Annotated in this window: 22 protein-coding genes and 5 tRNA genes; 16 read left to right on the plus strand and 11 right to left on the minus strand. The window is 73.2% G+C overall.

Annotated elements, in window-relative coordinates; translation table 11 throughout:
• Positions 1-65: 65 nt before the first annotated feature.
• The 5 genes from OO52_RS11090 (at position 66) to OO52_RS11110 (ending at position 527) form a co-directional block, all read left to right on the plus strand.
• Positions 66-137 (plus strand) — tRNA-Gln (locus tag OO52_RS11090).
• A 21-nt stretch (positions 138-158) separates the two neighbouring features.
• Positions 159-231, plus strand: a tRNA-Glu gene (locus OO52_RS11095).
• Between the two features lie 29 nt (positions 232-260).
• Positions 261-333: transfer RNA gene (locus OO52_RS11100), tRNA-Glu, on the plus strand.
• Between the two features lie 21 nt (positions 334-354).
• Positions 355-426 (plus strand) — tRNA-Gln (locus OO52_RS11105).
• Between the two features lie 28 nt (positions 427-454).
• Positions 455-527, plus strand: a tRNA-Glu gene (locus tag OO52_RS11110).
• Positions 528-596: 69 nt separating this feature from the next.
• Here the strand turns inward: OO52_RS11110 and OO52_RS11115 are convergent.
• Complete coding sequence (locus OO52_RS11115) at positions 597-1,241, minus strand: MerR family transcriptional regulator (RefSeq protein ID WP_030649202.1); 645 nt, start codon at positions 1,239-1,241, stop codon at positions 597-599.
• An 82-nt stretch (positions 1,242-1,323) separates the two neighbouring features.
• On the opposite strand from OO52_RS11115, the gene OO52_RS11120 reads away from it, so the two are divergent.
• Positions 1,324-1,821: a DUF4188 domain-containing protein gene (locus tag OO52_RS11120; protein ID WP_030649199.1), complete on the plus strand. Its 498-nt coding sequence runs from the start codon at positions 1,324-1,326 to the stop codon at positions 1,819-1,821.
• A 166-nt stretch (positions 1,822-1,987) separates the two neighbouring features.
• Here the strand turns inward: OO52_RS11120 and ndgR are convergent, their stop codons facing one another.
• Positions 1,988-2,704 (minus strand): IclR family transcriptional regulator NdgR, encoded by a 717-nt coding sequence (gene ndgR, locus OO52_RS11125; RefSeq protein ID WP_030649197.1) that lies wholly within the window; start codon positions 2,702-2,704, stop codon positions 1,988-1,990.
• 206 nt (positions 2,705-2,910) lie between these two features.
• Here ndgR and leuC point away from each other — a divergent pair, with 206 nt between their 5' ends.
• The 4 genes from leuC (at position 2,911) to OO52_RS11145 (ending at position 6,243) form a co-directional block, all read left to right on the plus strand.
• Entirely contained in the window at positions 2,911-4,341 is a 1,431-nt protein-coding gene (leuC, locus tag OO52_RS11130; RefSeq protein WP_030649193.1) for a 3-isopropylmalate dehydratase large subunit, read from the plus strand.
• A 5-nt stretch (positions 4,342-4,346) separates the two neighbouring features.
• Entirely contained in the window at positions 4,347-4,940 is a 594-nt protein-coding gene (gene leuD / locus OO52_RS11135; protein ID WP_030649190.1) for a 3-isopropylmalate dehydratase small subunit, read from the plus strand.
• A 273-nt stretch (positions 4,941-5,213) separates the two neighbouring features.
• Positions 5,214-5,444, plus strand: coding sequence for a hypothetical protein (locus OO52_RS11140; RefSeq protein ID WP_030649187.1), 231 nt, complete (start codon positions 5,214-5,216; stop codon positions 5,442-5,444).
• Positions 5,445-5,580: 136 nt separating this feature from the next.
• Positions 5,581-6,243 carry an HU family DNA-binding protein gene (locus OO52_RS11145; RefSeq protein WP_030649184.1) on the plus strand — a complete coding sequence of 221 codons (663 nt, stop codon included), beginning with the start codon at positions 5,581-5,583 and terminating at the stop codon, positions 6,241-6,243.
• Positions 6,244-6,313: 70 nt separating this feature from the next.
• Here OO52_RS11145 and OO52_RS11150 read toward each other — a convergent pair whose 3' ends face one another.
• Both OO52_RS11150 and cofC read right to left on the minus strand, forming a co-directional pair.
• Positions 6,314-6,517: a hypothetical protein gene (locus tag OO52_RS11150; RefSeq protein WP_030649180.1), complete on the minus strand. Its 204-nt coding sequence runs from the start codon at positions 6,515-6,517 to the stop codon at positions 6,314-6,316.
• Positions 6,518-6,652: 135 nt separating this feature from the next.
• Positions 6,653-7,291 carry a 2-phospho-L-lactate guanylyltransferase gene (gene cofC, locus OO52_RS11155; RefSeq protein WP_030649177.1) on the minus strand — a complete coding sequence of 213 codons (639 nt, stop codon included), beginning with the start codon at positions 7,289-7,291 and terminating at the stop codon, positions 6,653-6,655.
• Positions 7,292-7,444: 153 nt separating this feature from the next.
• Between cofC and OO52_RS11160 the strand changes: the two genes are divergently transcribed.
• The 3 genes from OO52_RS11160 to OO52_RS11170 all read left to right on the plus strand — a co-directional run bounded on the left by OO52_RS11160 (position 7,445) and on the right by OO52_RS11170 (position 11,545).
• Positions 7,445-8,215 carry a lysophospholipid acyltransferase family protein gene (locus OO52_RS11160; protein WP_030649174.1) on the plus strand — a complete coding sequence of 257 codons (771 nt, stop codon included), beginning with the start codon at positions 7,445-7,447 and terminating at the stop codon, positions 8,213-8,215.
• Positions 8,212-9,222 (plus strand): NAD(P)H-dependent glycerol-3-phosphate dehydrogenase, encoded by a 1,011-nt coding sequence (locus OO52_RS11165; protein WP_030649172.1) that lies wholly within the window; start codon positions 8,212-8,214, stop codon positions 9,220-9,222. The genes OO52_RS11160 and OO52_RS11165 overlap by 4 nt, the downstream gene beginning before the upstream one ends.
• Before the next feature lie 1,165 nt (positions 9,223-10,387).
• Entirely contained in the window at positions 10,388-11,545 is a 1,158-nt protein-coding gene (locus OO52_RS11170; protein WP_030649170.1) for a D-alanine--D-alanine ligase family protein, read from the plus strand.
• A gap of 12 nt (positions 11,546-11,557) precedes the next feature.
• Here OO52_RS11170 and OO52_RS11175 read toward each other — a convergent pair whose 3' ends face one another.
• Both OO52_RS11175 and OO52_RS11180 read right to left on the minus strand, forming a co-directional pair.
• Positions 11,558-12,079 carry a DUF3515 domain-containing protein gene (locus tag OO52_RS11175; protein WP_030649168.1) on the minus strand — a complete coding sequence of 174 codons (522 nt, stop codon included), beginning with the start codon at positions 12,077-12,079 and terminating at the stop codon, positions 11,558-11,560.
• A gap of 20 nt (positions 12,080-12,099) precedes the next feature.
• Complete coding sequence (locus tag OO52_RS11180) at positions 12,100-12,333, minus strand: Lrp/AsnC family transcriptional regulator (RefSeq protein ID WP_030649166.1); 234 nt, start codon at positions 12,331-12,333, stop codon at positions 12,100-12,102.
• Positions 12,334-12,537: 204 nt separating this feature from the next.
• On the opposite strand from OO52_RS11180, the gene OO52_RS11185 reads away from it, so the two are divergent.
• Together OO52_RS11185 and thiD are read left to right on the plus strand one after the other, a co-directional pair.
• Positions 12,538-13,503, plus strand: a complete 966-nt coding sequence (locus OO52_RS11185; protein ID WP_030649164.1) for a thiamine-phosphate kinase — start codon at positions 12,538-12,540, stop codon at positions 13,501-13,503.
• Positions 13,500-14,309, plus strand: coding sequence for a bifunctional hydroxymethylpyrimidine kinase/phosphomethylpyrimidine kinase (gene thiD / locus OO52_RS11190; protein WP_030649163.1), 810 nt, complete (start codon positions 13,500-13,502; stop codon positions 14,307-14,309). Before OO52_RS11185 ends, thiD begins: the two co-directional genes overlap by 4 nt.
• A 39-nt stretch (positions 14,310-14,348) precedes the next feature.
• Here thiD and OO52_RS11195 read toward each other — a convergent pair whose 3' ends face one another.
• The 3 genes from OO52_RS11195 to rpmB all read right to left on the minus strand — a co-directional run bounded on the left by OO52_RS11195 (position 14,349) and on the right by rpmB (position 19,133).
• On the minus strand, positions 14,349-15,551 hold the full coding sequence (locus tag OO52_RS11195; protein WP_030649160.1) for an FAD-dependent monooxygenase: 1,203 nt from the start codon (positions 15,549-15,551) through the stop codon (positions 14,349-14,351).
• A gap of 35 nt (positions 15,552-15,586) precedes the next feature.
• Complete coding sequence (locus OO52_RS11200) at positions 15,587-18,805, minus strand: BTAD domain-containing putative transcriptional regulator (RefSeq protein ID WP_030649158.1); 3,219 nt, start codon at positions 18,803-18,805, stop codon at positions 15,587-15,589.
• Positions 18,806-18,947: 142 nt separating this feature from the next.
• Complete coding sequence (gene rpmB / locus OO52_RS11205; protein ID WP_003993230.1) at positions 18,948-19,133, minus strand: 50S ribosomal protein L28; 186 nt, start codon at positions 19,131-19,133, stop codon at positions 18,948-18,950.
• 258 nt (positions 19,134-19,391) lie between these two features.
• Between rpmB and OO52_RS11210 the strand changes: the two genes are divergently transcribed.
• Positions 19,392-21,164: a DAK2 domain-containing protein gene (locus tag OO52_RS11210; protein ID WP_030649155.1), complete on the plus strand. Its 1,773-nt coding sequence runs from the start codon at positions 19,392-19,394 to the stop codon at positions 21,162-21,164.
• 91 nt (positions 21,165-21,255) lie between these two features.
• On the opposite strand, the gene OO52_RS11215 is transcribed toward OO52_RS11210, so the two are convergent.
• Together OO52_RS11215 and OO52_RS11220 are read right to left on the minus strand one after the other, a co-directional pair.
• Entirely contained in the window at positions 21,256-24,432 is a 3,177-nt protein-coding gene (locus OO52_RS11215; RefSeq protein ID WP_037629783.1) for a tetratricopeptide repeat protein, read from the minus strand.
• Complete coding sequence (locus OO52_RS11220) at positions 24,429-26,267, minus strand: HSP90 family protein (protein ID WP_078876910.1); 1,839 nt, start codon at positions 26,265-26,267, stop codon at positions 24,429-24,431. Before OO52_RS11220 ends, OO52_RS11215 begins: the two co-directional genes overlap by 4 nt.
• Positions 26,268-26,384 lie beyond the last annotated feature (117 nt).

Here is a 26,384-nt window from a genome sequence, read left to right on the forward strand (position 1 = left end):
GGCCGGAAGGCCGGAGCCCCGAGGAGCAAGCTAGAACGAGACCCCCGTAGGGGCTTGAGTTCCAGTGGCCTATGGTGTAATTGGCAGCACGACTGATTCTGGTTCAGTTAGTCTTGGTTCGAGTCCAGGTAGGCCAGCTCGCAGAGCTTATCTGCAAAGCCCCCGTTGTGTAGCGGCCTAGCACGCTGCCCTCTCAAGGCAGTAGCGCCGGTTCGAATCCGGTCGGGGGTACTGATCTCGATCTCGTCGGGATCGCTAGGGCCCCCGTTGTGTAGCGGCCTAGCACGCCGCCCTCTCAAGGCGGTAGCGCCGGTTCGAATCCGGTCGGGGGTACTGACTGGTCTAAACCATCATTGGTCTATGGTGTAATTGGCAGCACGACTGATTCTGGTTCAGTTAGTCTTGGTTCGAGTCCAGGTAGACCAGCTCGGACCTGCGGAAACGCAGAGTCCACGCCCCCGTTGTGTAGCGGCCTAGCACGCCGCCCTCTCAAGGCGGTAGCGCCGGTTCGAATCCGGTCGGGGGTACGCACAGGGAAGGCCCTCCACCTCGGTGGAGGGCCTTCGTCGTGCCTGCCCGCACCCCGGCCCGCGCGCTCACTCGAAGCCGTAGCGCCGCGCCGACTCCTCCTCCTGGGCCAGCCGGTGCAGGGCCTGGAGCATCGGCTCCACCAGGACCGCGCCGAGCACCGCCGTCTCCACCTTCTCCGCCTCCGACGGGTGCGTCTCCACGAAGTCCAGGTCGAGCTTGGCGGCCTCGTGCATCAACTTCGCGTACGACACGAGCAGTTCGGCGTCCCAGTCGTAGCCGAGCCGGCGGAACGCGGCCACCGCCACCACCAGTGAGCGGTACGCGGGGGAGACGGTGGTCAGCAGCCGTGCGTTCGACCAGCCGAGCCGGTCCAGCAGCTCGCCCGCCTCCCGGTGCGCCGCCCGCACGAACTCGTCGTCCTCGTCCGGCTCCGGGACCTGGGGCAGCGCCCACAGGGCCGCGCCCAGCCGGATCGTACGGCCCAGCGAGTCGTCGTCGACGTGCCCGAGCACCTCGCGGACCGTCGCCACCGGGAGCCCGCCGACCTGGATCATCGCGCGGACCAGCCGCAGCCGGCGCAGGTGCGTCTCGTCGTAGTCGGCCGTCGTCGCGTTCACCTGGCGGCCCGGCGGCAACAGCCCTTCGCGCAGGTAGTACTTGATCGTCGCGGTGGCCACACCGCTGCGTCGGCTCAGCTCGGCAAGCCGCATGTCTTGCGCTCCTTCTTGGACAACGGCACTATCCAAGCATCGGGCGATTGGATAGTGCTGCTCACCGATGAGGGGGAGAGCCATGGTGTCCCGTACGACCGCCGACGCGAAGGGCGAGGTCGTCGTCCTGCTGATCGGCATGCGCGTGAACCGCTTCCGGGCGGTGCGCCTCTGGCTGCCGGTGATGCTGGCGATGCTCCGCATGCTGCGGGAGCTGGAGAAGGACCCGGGGCGGGGGCTGCTGGCCAAGGTGCTGCTGACCGCGTCACCGCGGACGTACTACGTCGTGCAGTACTGGGAGTCCAAGGAGAAGCTCTACGCCTACGCGACCGCGCCGGACGCCTTCCACCACAAGGCGTGGGCCGCGGTCAACCGCAAGGAGCGGAGCGGCAGGCTGCGGGGGCAGGTCGGGATCTGGCACGAGACGTACGTCGTGCCGGAGGGGTCGTACGAGGCGATCTACGGGGACATGCCGGCGTTCGGGCTGGCCGCCGCGCACGGACAGGTGCCGCTCGCCGCGCGCGGGCGGTACGCGAAGGACCGGTTCGCCCACCGGTCGGGCGGTGAGGTGCGCGCCTAGTCGTCACGGGGGCGGCGGAAGGGGGCGCGTGCGGGCCGTCCACGGCCGGTCGCGGCCACGTGGCGGAGCCACGAACCGCGCCCCTGAGGCCGGCTGCCCCGCGCTCGGGAAGGATCTGCCGCGGCGTTGAGGCAGGCCCTTCTCCGGGCGGGGCTTTCCCGCGTGCTCAGCCCGAGCGGCGCAGGGCCTCCGAGAGGCGTGTGGCGGCGTCGATGACCGCCTGGGCGTGCATGCGGCCAGGATGGCGGGTCAGACGCTCGATGGGGCCCGAGACGGAGACGGCGGCCACCACGCGGTTGGAGGGGCCGCGTACGGGCGCGGAGACGGACGCGACGCCCGGCTCGCGCTCGCCGATGGACTGGGCCCAGCCGCGCCGCCGTACGCCCGACAGGGCCGTCGCCGTGAAGCGGGCGCCCTGCAGGCCCCGGTGCAGGCGCTCGGGCTCCTCCCAGGCGAGCAGGATCTGCGCCGAGGAGCCCGCCTTCATGGTGAGCGTGGAGCCGACCGGGACCGTGTCCCGCAGGCCGGACAGGCGTTCCGCCGCGGCCACACAGATCCGCATGTCACCCTGGCGCCGGTAGAGCTGCGCACTCTCGCCGGTGACATCACGGAGGTGGGTGAGCACGGGGCCCGCCGTCGCGAGCAGGCGGTCCTCGCCCGCCGCGGCCGCGAGCTCCGCGAGGCGCGGGCCGAGGATGAAACGGCCCTGCATGTCGCGTGCCACCATGCGGTGGTGTTCCAAGGCCACGGCCAGGCGGTGGGCCGTGGGTCGTGCCAGTCCGGTCGCGCCGACCAGACCCGCGAGGGTGGCCGGACCGGACTCCAGAGCGCTCAGGACGAGGGCCGCCTTGTCCAGAACGCCGACGCCGCTACTGTTGTCCATGCAACGATACTCACGTCTCACTCTGTGAAACGCAAGTTCAATTTTCCGTGGAACGCGCCACCCTGGAATCACACAGCGGCCCGCAGACCAACGGGCCTGGCGGTGGACGCCCGGAATCACGACGTTCAGGGGCCCGAGAAGGGCAGCCACCGCTCCTCAAGATCTCTAGTTGGGTCGGTGGACGCTTGCCGGCCGGAGGGAAAGCGATGGGTAGGACACTCGCGGAGAAGGTCTGGGACGACCACGTCGTCCGGCGCGCCGAGGGCGAGCCCGACCTCCTCTACATCGATCTGCACCTGCTGCACGAGGTGACCAGCCCGCAGGCCTTCGACGGGCTCCGCAAGAGCGGCCGCGCGGTCCGCCGCCTCGACCTCACCATCGCGACCGAGGACCACAACACCCCGACCCTCGACATCGACAAGCCCATCGCCGACCCGGTCTCGCGGGCCCAGCTGGAGACCCTGCGCAAGAACTGCGCCGAGTTCGGGGTGCGGCTGCACCCGCTGGGCGACGTCGAGCAGGGCGTCGTCCACGTCGTCGGCCCCCAGCTCGGTCTGACCCAGCCGGGCACCACCGTCGTCTGCGGTGACTCGCACACCTCCACGCACGGTGCGTTCGGTGCGCTGGCGTTCGGCATCGGCACTTCGCAGGTCGAGCACGTGCTGGCCACCCAGACGCTGCCCATGGCCCGTCCGAAGACCATGGCGATCACGGTCGACGGCGAGCTGCCCGAGGGCGTCACGGCCAAGGACCTGATCCTGGCGATCATCGCGAGGATCGGCACCGGCGGCGGCCAGGGCTACATCCTGGAGTACCGCGGCTCCGCCATCGAGAAGCTCTCGATGGAGGCCCGGATGACCATCTGCAACATGTCGATCGAGGCCGGCGCCCGCGCGGGCATGATCGCCCCCGACGAGACCACCTTCGAATACCTCAAGGGCCGTCCGCACGCCCCCGAGGGCGCCGACTGGGACGCGGCCGTCGCGTACTGGAAGACGCTGAGGACCGACGAGGACGCCGTCTTCGACGCCGAGGTCGTCATCAACGCCGCCGAGCTGTCGCCGTTCGTCACCTGGGGCACCAACCCCGGCCAGGGCGCGCCGCTTTCGGCAGACGTCCCCGACCCGGCTTCGTACGAAGACGCTTCGGAGCGCCTGGCCGCCGAAAAGGCCCTGGAGTACATGGGGTTGGCGGCCGGACAGCCGCTGCGGTCCATCGACGTGGACACCGTCTTCGTAGGCTCCTGCACCAATGGCCGCATCGAGGACCTGCGCGCCGCCGCCGACATCCTGCGGGGCCGCAAAGTCGCCGACGGCGTACGGATGCTGGTCGTCCCGGGCTCCGCGCGCGTGGGTCTCCAGGCGGTCTCCGAGGGCCTGGACGTGGTCTTCAAGGAGGCCGGCGCCGAATGGCGGCACGCGGGCTGCTCGATGTGCCTCGGCATGAACCCCGACCAGCTCGCTCCCGGCGAGCGCTCCGCCTCCACCTCCAACCGCAACTTCGAGGGCCGGCAGGGCAAGGGCGGTCGTACCCACCTGGTGTCGCCGCAGGTCGCGGCGGCCACCGCCGTCCTGGGCCACCTGGCCTCCCCGGCCGACCTGACCGACGCCGAGACCCGTACGCCCGCTGGAGTCTGAGAATCATGGAAGCCTTCACCACCCACACTGGCCGGGCCGTCCCGCTGCGCCGCAGCAACGTCGACACCGACCAGATCATCCCTGCTCACTGGCTCAAGAAGGTCACCCGGGACGGCTTCGAGGACGGGCTGTTCGAGGCCTGGCGCAAGGACCCCGAGTTCATCCTCAACCGCCCCGAGCGGCAGGGCGCCACGGTCCTGGTCGCCGGCCCCGACTTCGGCACCGGCTCCTCCCGCGAGCACGCCGTCTGGGCGCTGCAGAACTACGGCTTCAAGGCCGTGATCTCCTCCCGCTTCGCCGACATCTTCCGGGGCAACTCGCTGAAGAACGGCCTGCTCACGGTGGTCCTGGACCAGAAGATCGTGGACGCGCTGTGGGAGCTCACGGAAGCGGACCCCACTACTGAGGTCACTGTGGACCTTGAGGCGCGTGAGGTGCGGGCCGAGGGCATCACCGCCTCCTTCGAGCTGGACGAGAACTCCCGCTGGCGGCTGCTGAACGGCCTGGACGACATCTCCATCACCCTCCGCAACGAGGACGAGATCGCCGCCTACGAGGCCGGACGGCCCGCCTACAAGCCCCGGACGCTCCCGGTCTGATCCGGCGCCGACCGGACCCCGGCGCAGGTCAGGTTTCGGCCACCCCAACCCCCGCCTGTACCCCCGATCGCCACGATTGGGGGTACAGCCATGTCTGCACCCGAACGGCCCTGCGGCTCCGCCCCGGCCCGGTCAACTCCCCACGTTACGAAGGCTGTTGTCCGGGTAGGTGAGTGCTGTGTTCGCGTCTCCCGCAAGTGCCTGGAAGGCCATTTGAGGCGGTAGTTGCACCCTGCGCAGGCGACAACTCGCCCCAGATGGCACAATCTGTGCATGGAACACGACGGCCAACTCCAGCTCTATACGGCGGTCGCGAACCAGCTCAAGGAAGCGCACGCAAGGGTGCGCGCACTGCAAGTCCCGGAGGGCGTACGGATGGCGCTGACCCGGAAGCTGCTGGTCATTACGGCCGCGGCCAAGCACGATCTCGCCGACGCGGCAAGGCGGCTCGATCGGTTCACGGCGGATCTTGACGCGGGTCGGATCCCCGAAGAGGACCGCTGAACCGTCCGAGACAGCCGAGTCCGTTGCGGCACAAGGGTGATAAGCCCGTTTCGTGTTTGATTTGCGGTATATATCTGCCTAACGTGCGAAAAAGCTTGAACACTTTCGTTCTGGCGATGTCTCCGAAGGGGAAGACGTGAACAAGGCGCAGCTCGTAGAAGCGATTGCCGACAAGTTGGGTGGCCGCCAGCAGGCCGCCGACGCTGTCGATCATGTTCTGGACGCCATCGTCCGCGCGGTCGTCGCGGGCGAGCGGGTCTCGGTCACCGGCTTCGGGTCCTTCGAGAAGGTGGACCGCCCCGCCCGCTACGCCCGTAACCCCCAGACGGGCGAGCGGGTTCGGGTCAAGAAGACCTCCGTGCCGCGCTTCCGCGCCGGTCAGGGCTTCAAGGACCTGGTGAGCGGCTCGAAGAAGCTCCCGCGCGGGGGCGAGGTCGCGGTCAAGAAGGCGCCGAAGGGCAGCCTGTCCGGCCCGCCGCCCACCATCGCCAAGGCCGCCGGCAAGAAGGCCGCCGCCAAGAAGACGGCGGGTGCGGCGAAGAAGACCACGGGTGCCGCGGCGAAGAAGGCCGCGGCGAAGAAGACCACGGCCGCCGCGAAGAAGACCACGGCGAAGAAGGCTCCCGCCAAGAAGGCCACGGCGACCGCCAAGACCACCGCGACGAAGACCGCCGCCAAGAAGACGACGGCCAAGAAGGCTCCGGCGAAGAAGGTCACCGCCAAGAAGGCCCCGGCGAAGAAGTCGACGGCCCGCAAGACCACCGCCAAGAAGACCACCGCCCGCAAGGCGACGTCGTAAGGCCGCCGGGGCATTCACGCGACGGGCCGGACTCCCCTGGGGAGCCCGGCCCGCGGCGTGTGTAAGGGGGTCAGAGGGTTTGGAGGGTTACGAGCGTGATCCGGAGGGCGCCGCCCTCGGACTCCGTCTCGATCCGCACCCGCTGTCCCGGACGCAGCAGCCGCAGTCCCCCCCGGTCGAACGCCGCCGCGTCGAAGGGGATCGGGGTGCCGTCGTCGAGTAGCACCTGGCCGCTGCGGGTTTCGGGGTCGTAGGTGTACGCGGTCGCTTGCATGGCGGCCAGCGTAGTGCGTCCCGCGGGGCGCCGTTGGGGGAGCCGCACGGCTGTCGCGTGCGGGGATGGCGTGGCTGGTCGCGCCCACGCCGCGGAGCCGCACATCGATACGACCCGCGCCCCTTCCAGGAGGCTTCAGGGACCCGGGATCAGCAAGCCCGCCGAAGCCGCCGCTGTGTGCCGGCCCACTCCCAGAGTCAGTGCCGCGCGCAGGTCCGCGGCCGTGTCGACGTCCTGGCGGACCGAATCCACCCCGGTGAGCGCGAGTTCCACCGCGCCGGAGGCCCGGTGGCGGGAACGGGAATCGACGCCGAATGCCGGTCGCAATTCACGATCCCCGGCCGCCGTCAGCAAAGTCGTGCCCAGCGCCGCCGCGTCCGCGAGAAAGGCGCGCGGGAATTGCGAAGCGGCCGCCAGTACCCGGGACAGTTCCGCCGGCCGCAGGGCCGGCAGATCGGCGTTCAGGGCCGCCACCGCGGCGCCGGGACGGATCGCGCGCACGACGGCCGCGCCGTGCGCCAGCGCGGCGTTCAGACCGCTGCCGGGCGCGTCCGGCACGATCCGCGCGCCCAGCGCGGCCAGCTCCCGGCCGGCCAGCTCGTCGTCCGTGACGACCGCCACATCCGACACCGCCGGACACGCCACCGCCGCGGCCACCGTGTCCTGCGCGAACGCCAGTGCCAGGCCCGGCCGCACCCCGTCGTCGGCGGTGTCCGCGAGCCTGCTCTTGGCCCGCGTCAGGGGCTTCAGGGGGATGACCAAGGTCCACTGCACCGGCGTACCGTCCCTCTCTCGTCGCGCTCATTGTCCCCCGGGCCATCCGGCGCCGCGGAAGGCGGGGCGTACGGTGTTCTCGACAGACCGGCGGCTCGGGGCCACACTTGTGCGGCCCCCGCCGGGGTGGCAGTCCTAGAGGAAGGTGTCCTTGTGTCCCGCCGCAGAATCGGCTTCTGGTACCGCTTCGCCGCGGTGATCTGCAAACCGCCGCTGGTGGTTCTGATCAAGCGGGACTGGCGTGGAATGGAGCACATTCCGGCCGAGGGCGGATTTATCACCGCGGTGAACCACAATTCCCACCTGGACCCCTTCGCGTACGCGCACTATCAGTACAACACCGGACGGGTGCCGCGATTCCTGGCGAAGAGCGGGCTTTTCAAGAAGGGATTCGTGGGCGCCGCCATGCGCGGCACCGGACAGATCCCCGTGTACCGCGAGTCCACGGACGCCCTCAGCGCCTTCCGGGCCGCCATCGACGCCGTGGAGCGCGGCGAGTGCGTCGCGTTCTACCCCGAGGGCACCCTCACCCGCGACCCGAACGGCTGGCCCATGACCGGCAAGACCGGCGCCGCCCGGGTCGCCCTGCAGACCAAGTGCCCGGTCATCCCGGTCGCGCAGTGGGGCGCCAACGAACTTCTGCCGCCGTACGCCAAGAAGCCGAACCTCTTCCCGCGCAAGACGCACCACGTGCTCGCGGGACCACCCGTGGACCTCTCCCGGTTCTACGGCCAGGAGATGACCCCGGAGGTGCTGAAAGAGGCCACCGAGGTCATCATGGCGGCCGTCACCCGCCAGCTCGAGGAGATCCGCGGCGAGAAGGCCCCCGAGACGCCCTACGACCCGCGCCGCGAGCGGATCGAGCAGCGCCGCCGCACCCAGGCGCAGACGGAGGGCCGGCAAGTGGAAGGGCAGACCAAGTGAGCGCACCGGTAAAGGCGGCGGTCTTCAGCGCCGGTTCGTGGGGCACCGCCTTCGGGATGGTGCTCGCCGACGCCGGCTGCGAGGTCACCCTGTGGGCCCGCCGGCCGGAGGTCGCGGAAGCGATCAACACGACCCGGATCAACCCCGACTACCTGCCGGGCGTCGAACTCCCCGAGAACGTCCGGGCCACCACCGATCCCGCCGAGGCCGCGGCCGGCGCCGACTTCACGGTCCTGTCCATCCCCTCCCAGACCCTGCGCGCCAACCTCGCCGAGTGGGCCCCGCTGCTCGCCCCGGACACCGTCCTCGTCTCCCTGATGAAGGGCGTCGAACTCGGCTCCACCATGCGGATGACCGAGGTCATCGAGGACGTCGCCAAGGTCGGCGCCGACCGGATCGCCGTCGTCACCGGGCCCAACCTGGCCCGCGAGATCGCCGCCCGCATGCCCGCCCTGGCCGTCGTGGCCTGCACCGACGAGCAGGTCGCCCAGCGGCTCCAGGTCGCCTGCCACACGCCGTACTTCCGGCCGTACACCAACACCGACGTGGTCGGCTGCGAACTCGCCGGCGCGGTCAAGAACGTCATCGGGCTCGCGGTCGGCATCGCCGACGGCATGGGGCTCGGCGACAACGCCAAGGGCTCGCTCATCACGCGCGGCCTCGCCGAGACCACCCGGCTCGGCCTCGCGATGGGCGCCGACGCGCTGACCTTCTCCGGACTCGCGGGCCTGGGCGACCTGGTGGCCACCTGCTCCTCGCCGCTGTCCCGCAACCACACCTTCGGCACCAACCTCGGCAAGGGCATGACCCTGGAGGAGACCATCGCGGTCACCAAGCAGACCGCCGAGGGCGTCAAGTCCTGCGAGTCCGTGCTGGATCTGGCCCGCCGGCACGGTGTCGACATGCCCATCACCGAGACGGTCGTCAGCATCGTGCACGAGGGCAAGTCACCGGTCGTCGCCCTCAAGGAGCTGATGGCGCGCAGCGCCAAGCCCGAGCGCCACTGAGCCCGGGGGACGCCGGGGCCGGGAAGGCGTCCGCCTGTCCGGGAGGCGTGCGCCAAGCCCGAGCGGCACTGAACCCCGGGGATGCCGAGGCTGGGAGACGTTGGGCCCGGGGAGCGGAGCTCGGGGGAGGCGCCCGGGTTGGGGTGGAGTCGAGGGCGGCACCGGGGACGCCGAGGCTGGGAGACGTTGGGCCTGGGAAGGCGTCAAGGCCGGGAGGTGCGAGGGCTGGGAGGTGCCGAGCCCGGAAGCCGTTGCCTGGGGAGGTTCTGAGCCCGGGAGGCGTTGGGCCCGGGAAGGTGCCGAGACCGGGAGGGGCGAAGGCCGGGAGGCGTTGAGCCTGGGAGGCGCCGAGGCCGGGAAGGCGTCCGCCCCGTCCGGGAGGCGTGCGCCAGGCCTGAGCGGCACTGAACCCCGGGGATGCCGAGGCTGGGAGACGTTGGGCCTGGGAAGGCGTCAAGGCCGGGAGGGGCGAGGGCTGGGAGGTGCCGAGTCCGGAAGCCGTTGCCTGGGGAGGTTCTGAGCCCGGGAGGCGTTGGGCCCGGGAAGGCGTCAAGGCCGGGAGGGGCGAAGGCCGGGAGATGCCGAGCCCGGAAACCGTTGCCCGGCGAGGTTCTGAGCCCGGGAGACGTAGGGCCCGGGAAGGTGCCGAAACCGGGAGGGGCGAGGGCTGGGAGGCGTTGAGCCCGGGAGACGCCGAGCCCGGGAAGGCGTCCGCCCCGTTCGGGAGGCGTGCGTCAAGGCCGGGAGGGGCGAGGGCTGGGAGGCATTGAGCCCGGGAGACGCCGAGGCCGGGAAGGCGTCCGCCTGGTCCGGGAGGCGTGCGCCAGGCCTGAGCGGCACTGAATCCCGGGGACGCCGAGGCCGGGAGACGTTGGGCCCGGGGAGGCGCCAGGGTTGGGGAGGCGTCAAGGCCGGGAGGGGCGAAGGCCGGGAGATGCCGGGCCCCGGGAGACACCGAGGACGCGAGACGTCAAAGCCAGCAGATGCCGGGCCCGGAAGCCGTTGCCCGCGAGGTTCTGAGCCTGGAGACGCCGAGGCCGGGAACGCGTTCGTCCCGTCCGGGGGGCGTTGGGCACGACGCTGAGCGACCGTCCGTGCGACGCTGAGCGACGGCCCGGGAGCGCGCGCTGACTTGGGCGCTACCTACGGGTACTCTCAACGCGATATGAGCACCGAGAACCTTCCCCAGAGCCCTGAGCAGCCGTCGCGCAAGCCGCGCGTGGCCGTCGTGTTCGGCGGGCGCAGCTCCGAACACGGGATCTCCGTGGTCACCGCCGGCGCCGTCCTCAAGGCCATCGACCGGACGAAGTACGACGTCCTGCCGATCGGCATCACCACGGACGGCCGCTGGGCGCTGACGGCCGACGAGCCGGAGCGGATGGCCATCACCGACCGCCGCACCCCCAGCGTGGCGGAGCTGGCGGAGTCGAACGAGGGCGGCGTGGTGCTCCCCGTCGACCCGGCGAACCGCGAGGTCGTCTACAGCGAGCCCGGCTCCGTGCCCAAGGCGCTCGGCGAGGTCGACGTGGTCTTCCCGGTGCTCCACGGCCCATACGGCGAGGACGGCACGCTCCAGGGCCTGCTGGAGCTGTCCGGAGTGCCGTACGTCGGCTCGGGCGTGCTCGCCTCGGCCGTCGGCCAGGACAAGGAGTACATGAAGCGGATCTTCACCTCCTACGGGCTCAAGGTCGGCCCGTACCTGGTGATCCGCCCCCGTGAGTGGGCGCAGGACGAGTCCGCCGCCCGCAAGAAGATCGTCGACTTCGCCGGCGAGCACGGCTGGCCGCTGTTCGTGAAGCCCGCCCGCGCGGGCTCGTCCATCGGCATCACCAAGGTCGACGACCTGTCCGGTCTGGACGAGGCGATCGCCGAGGCGCAGGCCCACGACCCGAAGATCCTGGTCGAGGCGGCCGTACGCGGCCGCGAGATCGAGTGCGGCGTCCTGGAGTTCGAGGACGGCCCGCGCGCCTCCGTCCCGGCCGAGATCCCGCCGCCGGACGCGCACGCGTACTACGACTTCGAGGCCAAGTACATCGACTCCACGCCCGGCATCGTCCCGGCCCCGCTCACCGAGGAGCAGACCGCCGAGGTGCGCAGGCTCGCCGTCGAGGCGTTCGAGGCGACCTCCTGCGAGGGCCTGGTCCGCGCGGACTTCTTCCTCACCGAGGACGGCGAGTTCGTGATCAACGAGATCAACACCATGCCCGGCTTCACGCCGATCTCGATGTACCCGCAGATGTGGCAGGCGAGCGGGATCAGCTACCCCGAGCTGGTGGACCGCCTGGTGCAGGCGGCACTGCGCCGCTCGACGGGACTGCGCTGACCCCGGCCGGTCTCATCCCCGCATGGAGGCGATCCCCTTCGGGATCGCCTTCTTCACGGCCGGCGCCAGGTCCGTCAGCACCTGGGCGCTGTCGTCCGCTCCCGACCGCTTCTTCGGCAGGGTCACCTGCACATACGCCCGGCGATTGGACGTGGTGAACCGCCAGGTGCCGTCGCCCTGTTTCTCCATGAGCCAGTCGACGCCGTTCACCCCGCCGCCGATCGCGTTCGGGTCGTCGCCCTGCGCCACCTTGGCATCGACCATCTTCGGCGGCCGGACGACGCCGCAGCGCAGTATGATCGCCGGGCTTCCCCAGCCCGCCGTGTAGGCGGACCGGGGCTCGGGGTCGGCGCGGGTCTGCCCGTCCACCGTCCGCGGCAGGGCCTTGTCCAGGTCCCGGCAGAGCGGGGCGGTCCGCGCGTCAGGGGTGGGAACCGCCACGGTGTCGCTGTCGTCTGCCGTGGAACAGCCCGCGACCGCGACGAGCAGGGCCGGCGCGAGCAGGGCGAGAGGCCGGTGACGGAAGATGTTCACCGGCCAAGCGTAGACGGGGGCTACAGATGCACCACCGGACAGGTCAGGGTGCGCGTGATGCCGTCCACCTGCTGGACCTTCGCGACCACCATGCGGCCGAGCTCGTCGACCGTCTCGGCCTGGGCCCGCACGATGACGTCGTACGGCCCTGTCACGTCCTCGGCCTGGAGCACTCCAGGAATCTTGCTGATCGTCTCGGCGACGGTCGACGCCTTGCCGACCTCCGTCTGGATCAGGATGTACGCCTGTACCACGGAACCTCCAGGGCGGCCACGAGGATCATGTGGGGAAAAGGAACGCCACGGTATCGCGTCGCCGCTCCCGGAGGGGAGACCCGCGGGAACCGGGCTTGCGCGCCAGGGTGCAGGTGCGACGGAAGTTGACGGTCACCTCGACCGTATCGGGGACACTGGTGACGCGCGACCGGGCGTGGCAAGGCACAGAAGGGGCTTGAGGCAATGAAGGGCACAGTGGGTGAGCTAGGTGAGTTCGGGCTCATCCGGGAGCTGACCTCCCGTCTCACCACCACCCCGGCGGTCCGGGTCGGCCCCGGCGACGACGCCGCGGTGGTCGCCGCGCCCGACCGACGGGTGGTGGCGAGCACCGACATCCTGCTGGAGGGCCGGCACTTCCGCCGCGACTGGTCCACGGCCTACGACGTCGGCCGCAAGGCCGCCGCGCAGAACCTCGCGGACATCGCCGCCATGGGCGCCGTACCGACCGCGCTGCTGCTCGGTCTGGTCGTCCCGGCGGAACTGCCGGTCACCTGGCCGACCGAGCTGATGGACGGCCTGCGCGACGAGTGCCAGGTCGCCGGCGCCTCCGTCGTCGGCGGGGACGTCGTACGCGGCGACACGATCATGGTGTCGATCACCGCGCTCGGCGATCTGCGCAACCAGGAGCCCGTCACGCGCGCGGGTGCCCAGCCCGGCGACCTCGTGGCCGTCACCGGCTGGCTGGGCTGGTCCGCGGCCGGGTACGCGGTGCTCGCCCGCGGTTTCCGCTCGCCCCGCGCCTTCGTCGAGGCCCACCGGCGCCCCGAGCCGCCGTACCACGCGGGCCCGGCCGCCGCCGCGCTCGGCGCCACCGCGATGTGCGACGTCAGCGACGGCCTGATCGCCGACCTCGGGCACATCGCCGAGGCCAGCAAGGTCCGCATCGACATCCGCTCCGGCGCGATCGACATCCCGACGCAGATGAACGACATCGGACAGGCCGTCGGCGTGGACCCGCTCCAGTGGGTGCTGACCGGGGGAGAGGACCACGCGATCGTGGCCACCTTCCCGCCGGACGCCAAGCTCCCGGCCCGCTGGAAGGTCATCGGCGAGGTCCTCAACCCCTCCGCGCTGCCCCAGGTGACGGTCGACGGGGCGCCCTGGACCAGCAAGGGCGGCTGGGACCACTTCGGGGACATCGAGTCATGAGCACCTCCGCGGCGCCGCCCCGGGTGCTCACCGTGGCCGGCTCGGACTCCGGCGGCGGCGCCGGCATCCAGGCCGACCTGAAGACGATGCTCGCGCTCGGCGTGCACGGCATGAGCGTGCTCACCGCCGTGACCGCGCAGAACTCCGTGGGGGTGCAGGGCGCCTGGGAGCTGCCCGTGGAGGCGGTCCGGGCCCAGTACCGCAGCGTCGTGGACGACATCGGCGTCCAGGCCGTGAAGACCGGCATGCTGGCCTCCGCCGAACTGGTCGAGGCGGTCGCCGAGTTGATCTCCGGCACGGACGCACCGGTCGTGGTGGACCCGGTCGGCGTGTCCAAGCACGGCGACCCGCTGCTGGCCGCCTCCGCCTTGGACTCCGTACGGACGGAGCTGCTGCCGGTGGCGACCGTGGCCACCCCGAACCTCGACGAGGTGGCCCAACTCACCGGCGTCCGCGTCCAGTCGGAGGACGATCTGCGACGGGCCGCCGCGGCCGTGCTGGAGTTCGGGCCGCGCTGGGTGCTGATCAAGGGCGGACACCTGGCGGGCGACGCCGTGGACCTGCTCACCGACGGCTCCGAGGTACACCTTCTGCGGGCGCCCCGCCACGACAACCGGCACACCCACGGCACCGGCTGCACCCTCGCCTCCGCCATCGCCTGCGGGCTGGCGAAGGGGCGGCCCGTGCCGGAGGCGGTCGCGGCGGCCAAGGAGTACGTCACCGGGGCCATCGCCGCGGGGTTCGCCCTCGGCGCCGGGATCGGGCCCGTGGACCACGGGTGGGCGCTCCGGCGGGACACTCCCTGAAGGTCGGCGCCTGAGGTAGGGCGGGACACCCGCTGAGGATCAGGCGGGGTACTCCCCGAGCTCGATCGCGGTCGCCGCCTTCTCCGTCAGCCGTTTGAAGAAGCCGGCCAGCGGCCGGGAGCTGAGCAGCCGGTACATCCGGTCCCGGCTGCGGATGCGCCGCTCGGTGGCCGGGGCGAAGAACGGCCCCGCGTTGCCGGAAACCTTCTGGCAGCCCTTGGCGAAGTCCCGGACGCGGTTCTCGTAGGCGGCCAGCGCGGCCCGGTGATCCCCGCCCGCCAGGGCCAGCTCACCGGCGAGGACATAGGCGCCGACGATCGCCACACCCGTGCCCATGCCGCCCATCGTCGCCCCGTACCCGGCGTCCCCGAGCAGCGCCACCCGGCCCTCGACGAGACGGTCGACGTGGATCTGGGCGATGGCGTCGAAGTACAGGTCGTCCGTCTCCGCGAGGCCCTTCAGCACGGCCGGCGTCTCCCAGCCCATCCCGGCGAACCGCTCGGCGAGGATCCGCTTCTGCGCCGCGACGTCCCGGCGGTCGTAGGCCAGCCGCTCGGACCGGAAGACCAGCAGGGCGCCGGCGCGCTCCGGGTCGCCGTCGTAGTTGTTGATGACGACGCAGCGGCCGGGCTCGCTGTAGAGGCGGCCGGTGCGGTTCAGGCCCAGGTGGTTGGGGAGGGAGAAGCCGGCCACGTAGTGGTCGAGGAAGCGCAGGTGGCGGGACTCGTCGCCGAAGACCAGGCGGCGGGTGTTCGAGTGCAGGCCGTCGGCGCCGACGACGAGGTCGAAGCGGCGCGGCGCGCCCCGCTCGAAGGCGACCTCGACGCCCCGCGGGGTGTCGGCCAGCGCCGTGACGGAGTCGCCGAAGACGTACTCCACCGAGTCCTTCGTCCGTTCGTACATGATGCGGGCCAGATCGCCGCGGAAGATCTCCACGTCGCCGCTCATCAGCTCCGCGGGCAGGTCCACGCGCGGGGTGCCGTCGGCGGCGACGACGGTCTGGCGGCCCATGTGGGTCTGGTGGGCGTGGACGTCGTCCCAGATGCCCATCGCGGTGAGCACCGTACGGTGCACATGCCCCCGGAAGTCGACGGCGAAGCCGCCGGCGCGCAGGGCGGGCGCCTTCTCCACGACCGTGACACGGGCGCCGTAGCGGGCCAGGTTCAGGGCGAGGGCGGGGCCGGCGACGCTGGCGCCGGAGATCAGGACGGACAGGTGGCGGAGGTCGTGTGTCTGCGTCATGCCGGCCACTTTCCGGGGCCCCGCTCACCGTGCCCCTACCGTTTGCTGACCGCCGCTGACCGCAAGTGCCGGCCCCGCTCGTAGGCCTGGGCGTAGGCCTCGGGGGACAGGCACGCGCGCGTGTGCTCCGTCGTCCGCGCGACGTCCGGGTCCCCGGGCAGGGGCGCGCCGCGCAGGCCCGCGGCGGCGCCCAGGAGTTCGGCCGCCCGCTCCGGCCGCGGGGCCACGGCGGCGAGCGCGTCGGCGACATCGGCGAGCAGGAGCCCGTCGGACGACTCCAGGGCCTGCGCGCGGGCCTGGGCCAGCCAGTCCCGGGCGGAATCCGTGTCCCCGCCGGCGGCGGCGGTACGGCCCAGCCCGACGAGGATCCGCGCCGTCTCGCCCACGCTGAACCAGGTGGCCGCGCAGGCCTCCAGGGCGTTCTCGTAGTGCACGCGTGCGCGTGCCGTGTCACCGCCCAGCCGGGCCACGTCCCCGAGGCCGCGCAGCGCACCGGCCACCTTGTCGGTCGCCCCGGCGGTACGGGCCAGGTCGGCGGAGCGCGTGAAGTGCGCGACCGCTTCCTCCGGGGCACGCTGGGCGAGCAGCACCACCGCGCGCGTGCGCAGCAGGTCGGCGGTCTCCTCCGGCGCGTCCAGTTCCCGGACGTGCACCAGGCCCTCGTCCAGCAGGGCCAGCGCCCTCCCGTACGCGCCCCGGCCGTACGCGAACCCGGCCAGCGGGTCGAGGCAGTTGGCCATGCCCCAGCGGTCACCCGTCCCCTGGAAACCCTTCCACGCGCGCGTGAAGCCCGCTTCCGCGTCGTCGGCCCGCCCCGCGAACAGCGCCTGGTAGGCGAGGCCCAGCTCCAGCAGAGCCAGGCCCCACGGCTCCCGGTCCAGTTGCACGCGCACCCGTTCGTCCACGCTCAGTCGGGGGCCGCCCGTGAGGGACCACAGGACCACCGTGAACGGCAGCCGCAGCGGGCCGTCCAAGGAGGCCATGAGGGTGGCCGCGCGGTCGATCAGGCCGGGGTCCGCCGGGTCGTCACCGCGCCCGGAGACCGCGTTCATCACACACAGCGCGTACTCCTCGGCCAGGCCGGGCGGCGGCTCGTCGCCGACCGCCGCGAGCAGGGCCCGGGCGCCCGGCACGCGGTCGCCGTGCAGGCCGCGCAGCCGACGGAACCAGGTCAGCGCGGCCGTCAGCCGCAGCGCGTCCTTCGGAGCCGTCTCGGTCAGATACCGCAGGGCCGCGTCGAGATTGCCCTGCTCGGCGGCCAGCCGCCCCAGCCAGGGGAGTTGCCCGCCACCGCGCAGGAGCGGCTCGGCGTGCTCGGCCAGCCGCAGGAAGTAGGCGGCATGGGCGGCGCGCAGTCGGTGGGGGTCGGTGGGTGGTCCGGCGGGTCCGGTGCCGGGCTCTTGGGGGTTGGCGGGTGGCTCGGCGGGATCGGCGGGCGCACCGGGCGCTCGGGAGTCGGCGTGCGTGGCCTCCCGTGAGTCGGCGTGCGTGGCGCTCGGCCGTCGGGGACCCGTGAGCGACTCGGCGGCGAAGGCGCGGATCGTCTCCAGCATCCGGTAGCGCCCGTCGGACACCTCCAGGAACGACTTCTCGACCAGGGACGCCAACGGATCCTCCGGGTACGGCACCCCGCAGACGGCCGCCACGGCGTCCAGCGTGGCCCCGCCCGCGAAGACGGTCAGCCTGCTCGCCAGGTCCCGTTCCGCCGCGTCCAGCAGCTCCCAGCTCCACTCCACCACCGCGCGCAGCGTGCGATGCCGGGGCGCCTTCGCCCGGTCCCCGCGCGCGAGCACCCGGAACCGGTCGTGCAGCCGGTCCGCCAGCTCGTCCACGGAGAGGGTGCGCAGCCGGGCCGCCGCCAGCTCGATCGCCAGCGGCAGCCCGTCCAGCGCCCGGCAGATCTCCGGCACGCGCGCGTGGCCGTCGAAATCGGGCCGCACCGCCCGCGCGCGGTCCAGCAGCAGCCGTACGGCCGGTTCCTCGGGCAGCGGCGGCACCGGCACCAGCACCTCGCCCGTGACGCCCAGCGACTCCCGGCTGGTCGCCAGGACGCGGACCCCGGGGCAGGCGCCGAGGAGCAGCGCGGCCGTGCGCGCGGCGGACTCGACCAGGTGCTCGCAGTTGTCGAGCACCAGCAGCACCTCACGATCCGCCAGCGCGGCCAGCAGCCGGTCCAGGGCGTCCGTGGCAGGGCTGCGGAAGCCGTCCCGCACCCCGAGCGCCGCCAGCACCGCGTACGGGATCCGGGCACCGTCGGAAAGGGGCGCGAGTTCGACCAGGCAGACCTCCGTCGGCCCTGTGGCGGTGTGGGCGGGGCGGCTGTCCGCGCCGGTGCGGGACCTCGTCGCGTTCCGGCCGGTCCGGGCGCGGGCCGCCTCCAGGGCGAGCCTGGTCTTGCCGACGCCGCCGGGGCCCGTCAGCGTCACCAGGCGGGAGTCGGCGAGGGCGCGGCCGATCCGGGCCAGTTCCGGTTCGCGGCCCACGAAGCGGGTGAGCTGGGCCGGGAGACGGGGGCGGGCCGGGGTTTCCGTCCCGTCCCGGAGCAGGTGGAGGTGGAGCGCGGACAGGGCGGGCGACGGGTCGGCGCCCAGCTCGTCCGCGAGGCTGCGCCGCGCCTCCTCGAACACCGCGAGGGCCTCGGCGGACCGCCCGGCCGCGTGCAGGGCCCGCATCAGCTGCCCGTACAGCCGTTCGTCCAGCGGACGCGCCCGGAGCAGCGCCCGCAGCTCGGGCACCAGTTCCGGCCCGCCCCCGAGACCCAGCTCCGCCTCGATCCGGTCCTGTACGACGGCCAGCCGCAGCTCCTCCAACCGGGCCCGGTCGGCGTGCGCGTCCGGCAGGGCGGGCAGCGCCGGCCCGCGCCACAGCGCGAGGGCGTCCCGCAGGAGGGCCGCCGCCCGCGGATGATCGGCGGCGGTGAGCGCCGTACGGCCTTCGGCGGCCAGGCGCGCGAAACGGTGGGCGTCGACCGTGTCCGGGTCGACCGCGAGGGCGTAGCCGGCGGGGACGGCGTCGATGCCGGCGTGCGGCGCGAGACGCCGACGCAGGCGGGAGATCTGGGACTGGAGCGCGCCCGTGGCCCCGGCGGGCGGCTCGGCGCCGTACAGACCGTCCAGCAGGCGCTCCACGGACACCGCGCGGCCGGCGTCGAGCAGCAGCAGCGTGAGCAGGGCGCGGGGCCGGGGGCCGCCGGGGTCGAGGGCAGTGCCGTCGTCGGTGCGGATCTCGACCGGGCCCAGGATGCCGAAGCGCATTCCGTGGATTCTGGCAGGCGGCGGCCGTCCGTGCGTACGGCTGCTGCGTACGGCTCAGGGGTACGGCAAGAAGCCGGCCCACCCGGGGGTGGACCGGCTCAGTGCAGCGAACCAGGCAGTGGCCGCGCGCTCAGCTGTAGCGTCAGCGCGAGACCTTGCCGGCCTTGATGCACGAGGTGCAAGCGTTCACGCGCTTCGGCGTCCCGCCCACCACGGTACGCACACGCTGGATGTTCGGGTTCCAGCGGCGGGACGTACGGCGGTGCGAGTGCGAGATGTTGTTGCCGAAGCCCGGCCCCTTGCCGCAGACGTCGCAGTTGGCAGCCACGGGTCACTCCAAAGACTTCAGATGCACTTACGGTTGATCCCGGCATGCCGGGATCGAGATCCTATAAGACCTGAATCTTGAGTGGCGCTGCCAGGGGAATGGCCCGATCGGATCGGGCAACCGGAGCAGCATACAACGGCTGCGCCCGTACAGCGAAACTACCATGGCAGCTCAGGCCCCCGCCCCGGCCCTCTTCCGGAGGACACCGGTCCGGGGTCTACGCTGCGTCCCACGTCAAGCCAGCTCAAGGAGGCGCAGGTGACGCAGGTGCCGCAGACATTCCTCGATGCTCTCGCGGTGCGCACCTGGTGCGGTCTGGCGCTCCGGGCGCTGGGGACGGCCCGGGAGGAGATCGACGCGATCAACGTCTATCCGGTGCCGGACGGCGACACCGGGACCAATCTGTATCTGACCCTGGAGTCGGCGGCGACGGCCGTGGAGGCGGTGTTCGCCGGGTACGAGACCGGCTCCGGGGAGCCCGCGCTGGCGGACGCCGTCCGGGCCATGGCCCACGGGGCGCTGATCGGGGCCCGGGGCAACTCGGGGACGATCCTCGCGCAACTGCTGCGCGGGATGGCGCAGGTGCTCGCGGACGACGGTGACGCCTCTCACATCGACGGCTCGGAGCTGCGGCTGGCCTTGCGCCGGGCCGCCGACTCCGCACGGCAGGCCGTCGCCCACCCCGTCGAGGGCACGGTGCTCACGGTCGCCTCGGCCGCCGCCGACGCCGCCGAGGGAGCCGAGGGCGACTGCCGGACGGTCGCGCGGGCCGCCTACGAGGGAGCGCGGGCGGCCCTGGCCGCGACCCCGGGCCAGCTGGCCGTGCTGGAGCGGGCCGGCGTGGTCGACGCGGGCGGCCGGGGGCTGGTGGCGGTGCTGGGCGCGCTGGTGGAGGCGTTCACGGGGGAGGCGGTACGGGAGCCTCCGGTACGCGAGTTTCCGGTGCGCGAGCTTCCGGCACGCGAGCTCCAGGCACACGAGTCCCTGCTGCGGGAGATCCCGCCGCCCCAAGGAGCCGTGTCCTCACCCGCATCGCATTCCGGCACCGCCGCACCCGCGCACGCGCGCGTGGCCGCCCCCGAGCGATGCGCCGACGCGGCAGGACCCGGCGGACCGGCGTTCGAGGTGATCTATCTCCTGGAGGCCGACGACGCGGCCGTGGCCCGGCTGCGCGCGCGGCTCGACGCCCTCGGGGACTCCCTGGTCGTGGTCGGCGGCGACGGGCTGTGGAACGTCCACGTGCACGTCGAGGACGCCGGCGCCGCCGTGGAGGCCGGCGTGGAGGCCGGGCGGCCGTACCGGATCCGGATCACCCACTTCGGGCTCGGCTCTGTGCACACCGGCCGTGAGCGCCCGCCGCGCGAGCGTGCCCAGCGGGCGGTCGTCGCCGTCGTACCGGGCGAGGGGCTGGCCGGGCTGTACGCCGAGGCGGGCGCGACCACCGTCCTCGCGCGCCCCGGCGAGCCGCCCGCCAGCGGGGAGCTGGTGCAGGCGGTACGGCGGGCCCACGCGCGGGAGGTCGTGCTGCTGCCCAACGACGCCGAACTGCGCCACACGGCCGCCGCCGCGGCGGAACAGGCCCGTACCGAGGGCATCCGTGTGGCACTGATCCCCACCCGCTCGGCGGTCCAGGGCATCGCCGCGCTCGCGGTGCACGAGCCGGGGCGCCGGTTCGACGAGGACGTCGTCCAGATGACCTCGGCGGCGGGCGCCACCCGGTACGCCGAGATCGTCGTCGCCGAGCGCCAGTCCTGGACGACGGCGGGCGTCTGCCAGGCCGGGGACGTGCTGGGCCTGATCGACGGCGATGTCGCGGTGATCGGCGCGGACGTCACCGCCACCGCCCGCACCGTCCTGGACCGCATGCTCCAGGCCGGCGGCGAACTGGTCACGCTCGTCGTCGGCGACGAGGCGCCCGACACCGTGGCCGCGGAGCTGGAGGCACGCGTACGGGACTCCTACCTGGCCGTGGACACGGTGGTGTACCGGGGCGGCCGCCAGGGGGCGCTGCTGCTCATCGGCGTGGAGTGACGGCCTGCGATGGCGGGGTGAAGTACCGGCGCGCGGTGACGGTCCGGACTGACGCCGTGGTGATGACAATCCGGACCGACGCGGCCCTGGCTCAGTCCCGTTCGGTGTCCTTCCCCTCCTGTTCCCGCGCCGCCTCCAGCAGCCGGGCCGCCTCTTCCCGCCGTGCCCGGACCGTCTCGTCCCCGTCGTCCGCGCCCTCGTAGGCCGCGAGCACCCCGCGCGCGCGTGCCGCCGCCCGCGCCGGACGGCCGAGATCCGCCTCCAGCCGGCCCGCCGCCAGTTCGGCGCCGGTACGGCCGTGCAGCCCGGCCGCGCCGAGCGTCGCGAACACCGCCACGGCCCGGGTCAGCTCCTCCAGCGCCGCCTCGAACGCGGCCCGGATCGCCCCGGCCTCGGCCTCCTCGGACGCCGAGCGGATCAGCAACTCCGCGAACTGCCGGTACGTGCCGCCCAGTTCGGCGGTCAGCTCCTCCCGGTCCGCCTCCTCCCCCGCCGCCGCCAGCGCCGTCTCGCACTCCCGTACCGCCTGCGTCATCAGCGCGCGGGCGTCCGCCGCCCCCGGCTCACCGTCGAGGGCGAGCCAGGCGCGGGCGCGCAGCGAGCGGACCAGGAACGGCGTGTTGCCGAGCGCGCGCCACAGCTCGCCCGCGCGCGCGTACGCGCGATCCGCCTCCGCCGCCAGTCCGGCGTTGCCCAGTGACTCGGCGGCGAGGTGGGCGAGCGTGGCGTGGTCCTGCTGCTCGGGCCAGTGCCGGGCGAGGTCGGCGGCCTTGAGCCGCTGTTCGGCGGCGGCCCGGTGCTCACCCAGCTCGCCCAGGCAGTCCCCGAGCCACCAGCGCGCCTGGACGACCGTCCCGTCGCCGTGCGTGTCGGCGCTGAGGTCGGCCAGCGCGGACTCCAGCACCTCGGCGGCCTCCGCGTACCGTCCCCGGCGCAGCAGGAACCCGCCGAGCTGCTGCCGCGCCCAGGCGCCCAGGGTGCCGCTCTCGCCGGCCTCGTCGGCCCAGTGCGTGGCCTGAAGCGCGTGCTCGGCCGCCTCACCGGGCGCGTCCCGGCCGCCGAGCACCTCGGCGAGCTGGAGGTGCAACTGGGCCCGTCCGACCGGCTCCACGTACGGCGCGCCGTGTTCCAGGGCCGCGCGCAGCGCCCGCTCGGCCCCGGCCGGATCACCGGTCTGGTGGGCCAGTGCGGCGGCCTGCACCTGGTGCTCCACCGCGAACCAGGGAAGCCCGGCGGCCACGTACGCCCCGGCGGCCCGCAGGAACAACTCCGCCGCCCGCCCGGCGTCCCCGGTCACCCCGGCCAACTCGCCGAGCATGGCCCACGCCTCGGCCCCCCGCGCCCCCAGCCGCACGTCGTCCCCACCATGCCCGTCGACGAGCGCCAGCACCTCCCGCACGGCGACCTCTGCTTCCGCGACGGCCTGGCCGACGCCGACGGCGGCCTGCGCGCGCCCGGCACCGGTCACTTCGAAGCCCGCCCCGACCTGCCCGGGCCCGGCCATGGCGTGCCGGCCGTCCGCGCCGACTTCGTCGGTCTCCCCGAGGCCCGCCCCGGCCTCCCCGGTCTCCGTGACGGTCTGCCCAGCGTCCGCGACGGCCTGCCCGGCGTCCGGCCACGCCTCCCCGGAACCCGCCTCGGTGAGCTCCTCGAACGTCTCGGCCCCGCCCCCGCCCGCCGCCTCGTGCACCCGGCGCATCAGGACCCGGGCCCGGCTCATCGCCACCGACGCCGTCTGGCGCACTCCGGTGCCCTCGTCGGCGTACAGGGCGAGTGCCTCGTCGTACAGGGACGTGACCGTGGCGAGGGCCGTGTCCAGCTCGCCCGTCAGGGCGCGGATGTGCGCCCCGCGCGCGCGTGCCGCCAGGGCCTCGCCGGGGTCGCCCGCCTCCGCGTACAGGGCCGCCGCCCGTTCGAACAGCCCCAGCCCCTCCGGTCCCCGGGCCATCGCCTCGTGGTCGGCGATCTCCGCGCGGTCGCGTGGCGTGAGGCCGGCGCCGTCCCGCGCGGCCCGTGCGACCGCCGCCCAGGCCTCCAGGGCCTGCGGGCGCAGGGTGTCCGACAGGCGCCGCGCCTCGGCGAGCAGGGCGGGGAGGTCCGGTGCGGCGGGGTGCGCCACCGCCGAGGGCGCGACCGTCGGCGCCGGCGCGGGGCGTACCGTACGCACGCCCAGGGGGAGGCGGTCCACCAGTGGGCGCTGGGCCATGCGCGCGCGGACGCGGTCGCCGACGGCGGACGTGCCGTTGCGCCGGTCGAACCGCTCGGCGAGCTCCGTCGCCTCCGCGCGCGCGTGCGCGGCGAGTTCCCGCGCGGTCCAGGTCCGCCCGGCCGGCCCCGGCACCCGCTGCTCGCCGTGGCCCAGCTCGGTCAGCCGGTCCATCAGCAGCGTCACCACGGCCATGAAGTCCAGCCGGCTGCGCGGATGCCCGGTGTCCGTGAAGTACGCCGGCCGCTCCGCCAGCAGCTCCAGCCCGCGCGCCTCGTTCCCGGTCAGCGCGCAGAACTCCACATGCTCGGCGTACGCGCCCCGCATGCTCTCCATGGAACGCACCAGCCGGAAGCCTCGCAAGTGGTGCGCGCGAGCCTCCTCGACGCGCCCCAGCCGCAGCAGCGGGGTCAGCGAGGAGGCGAGGACGCCGTGCGGCTCGTGGGCGCACGCGAACTCGCCCTCCAGCACCGGCCGCCACAGCTCTAGCGCCTCGGCGTCCCGCCCGCACCGCACCTGCCAGGCGCCCTGCCCGCGCAGCTCACAGGCGTGACAGTCGGCCATCCGGTCCCGGTCGGCGGCCAGCCACGCCGCGTACGCCCGCTCCGCGCGCGCGAGGTCCCCGATGTGCGCGGCCACGCTGAACTCGGCGCTGCGCACGGCCCGTTCGGAGTGCCCGGCGAGCCGGTAGCGGTGCTCCATCTCGCCGAGCCACTTCTCGACCGAGGCGAGCGGGATGTGCGGCTGGTCCAGCATGCCCGCCGACATCCACTTGAAGACCCAGTACAGGGAGTGCGTCTCGTACTCGTCGAAGTCCTCGGGCCGTTCGTCCCACATGCGCAGCAGCCGCGCGAACGGGACGAACATCTTGTCCTTCTCGGAGCTGTAGTTGTAGACCTTCAGCTGGTGTCCGAGCGCCTCGATCACGGCGAGCGGGATGTCCAGCCTCTCGGCCTCGGCGAGCAGTTGCTCCGCGCGCGCGTTGCGGGCCGGGCCCTCCGGCTGCTCGGAGTTCTCCGCCAGCGCCCGGCGCAGCGCGTCGAAGTCCGTGATCCCACTCATCGTCCGTCCCCCTCCCCATGGGTCGCCCATTCGAGCAGCCCGATGAACGCCTGGTTGAGCAGCGCCGAGTCGGCCGGCCTCAGCGGGCGCTGTGCCATCAGCAGGGCCTGCCCGTACAGCGACTCGGTCGCGGTGCCGATCAGCTCCGGGTCACCGAGCGAACCGATGCGCCGGACCAGCGGGTTGAGGTGGTTGAGCACCAGACGCGCGCGGGGGGCGCTGCCGCGCAGGGAGCCCAGGATGCCCGCCCACAGGTCGTCGGCCTGGTCCTCGGCCGCCGCGCGGGCCTGCTCGTGCCGGGCGGCCCGGTCGTCCAGGTGCAGCGCGGGCACGGACAGCGGATGGAAGGCCCGCAGGACGACGTCACAGCCGAGCGGGTCGAGCCGGTCCCGCGCGGCGGCCAGGAACCCGGACAGCGCCAGCTCCTCGGCGGGGTCCACCGCGTCCAGGTGCGCGGTCACGGTGTCCGCGTCCAGCTCGGCGACCACCGTCCCCGGCCGCACCCGCGGCAGCGCCTCGACCAGCTCGCTGTCGTACGTGTAGCCGCCGTTGACCACCCCGACGCCCTGCGCCGCGGCGATCGGCGCGACCTGCCGGTACTCCTCGACCGTCCGCGTGAAGTGCACCACCGGGTGCCGCTGCGCGAACTCCTCCAGGGACAGCTGCCCGTCGGTCGTCTCGAACGGCAGCCACGGCAGCATCGTGCGCAGCATGTCGGCGTCGTGCCGGGCGAGGGACTTCACGCCCAGGTGGTGCACGGCGAGGAAGGCCGCGAGGCGTTCGGGATCGCCGGCCGCGAGCCCGGTCAGCCAGGACCGGATCCGCATGCCGAGCGCGTCCCGCACGGCGGCCAGCGTCTCGTCCTCGTACAGCGCCTCGCGCGAGGCGGTCGGCCGCAGGCTGTCGGTGTCCAGGACGCAGCGCACGAAGAACGCCCAGTCCGGCAGCAGCTGTTCGGCCCGCTCGGTGAGCAGCATGCCCTTCAGGTGCACGCGGTGGGTCGCCCGCTGGGCCGGGCTGACCGCCGACGGCAGCACGTACGCCACCCCGCGCACCCCGGCCACCGGCACGTCCAGGTCGATGGAGTCCAGCGGGGTGAACCCGAACAGCTCGTGGCAGTGCCGGGCCAGCGCCACCCGCCGGCCGGCCGGACTGGGATGGGCGCGGTCCCAGGGCGCGGGCAGCTCGGTGACGGGCTCCTCGCCGACCCGGACGTCGTACGGCAGCAGGGAGCCGAAGTCCCGGGCCAGGGCGCGGACCCGCTCCGGCGCCAGCCACTCGGCTGCACCGGGCCGCGCGGTCAGGTACACGGTCGTACCCGGCTCGGGCCGCTCGGCGTCGGACAGCGTGCGCACGGTGTACGAGCCGTCGTCACGGGCGGTCCACTCCACCGGCGGGGCCCCGGGCGTGCGGGCGCTGCGGCTGACCACCCGGATCCGCTCGGCGACGACGAAACAGGCCAGCAGCCCGATGCCGAACTGGCCGAGGAAGTCCGACCGGGCCTCCTGCAGGCCCTCGGCCCGCTTGGAGCTGCGGCCGATGGTCGCCAGCAGGCTGTGCACGTCCGGCTCGGTCAGCCCGACACCGGTGTCCTCCACCCGCAGCCCGCCGTCCGCCGCGTACAGCCGGACCCGCGCCGGGGCGTCCGGGTCGGCGGCCCGGCGGGCGGTGATGGCGTCCACGGCGTTCTGCAGCAGCTCGCGCAGATAGACCTTGGGGCTGGAGTAGAGGTGATGGGAGAGCAGGTCCACCAGACCACGCAGGTCGACCTGGAAGCTGTGAGGTGGGTGAGGTGACTGGGAAGGCTGGGATGCCTGAGAGGTCTGGGAGTCCATCGTCACTGCGCCGGAGGGGGCGTGCGTGCGGCGCGGGGTCGGGCGGTCCCGGCGGGGCGGTGACCGCGAAGGATGGCCGGAGCGCGTCATCCTAGAGCCGGAACAGGCAGCCTGACC

The sequence above is a fragment of the Streptomyces flaveolus genome, from assembly GCF_000716535.1.
Lineage (GTDB): Bacteria > Actinomycetota > Actinomycetes > Streptomycetales > Streptomycetaceae > Streptomyces > Streptomyces flaveolus_A.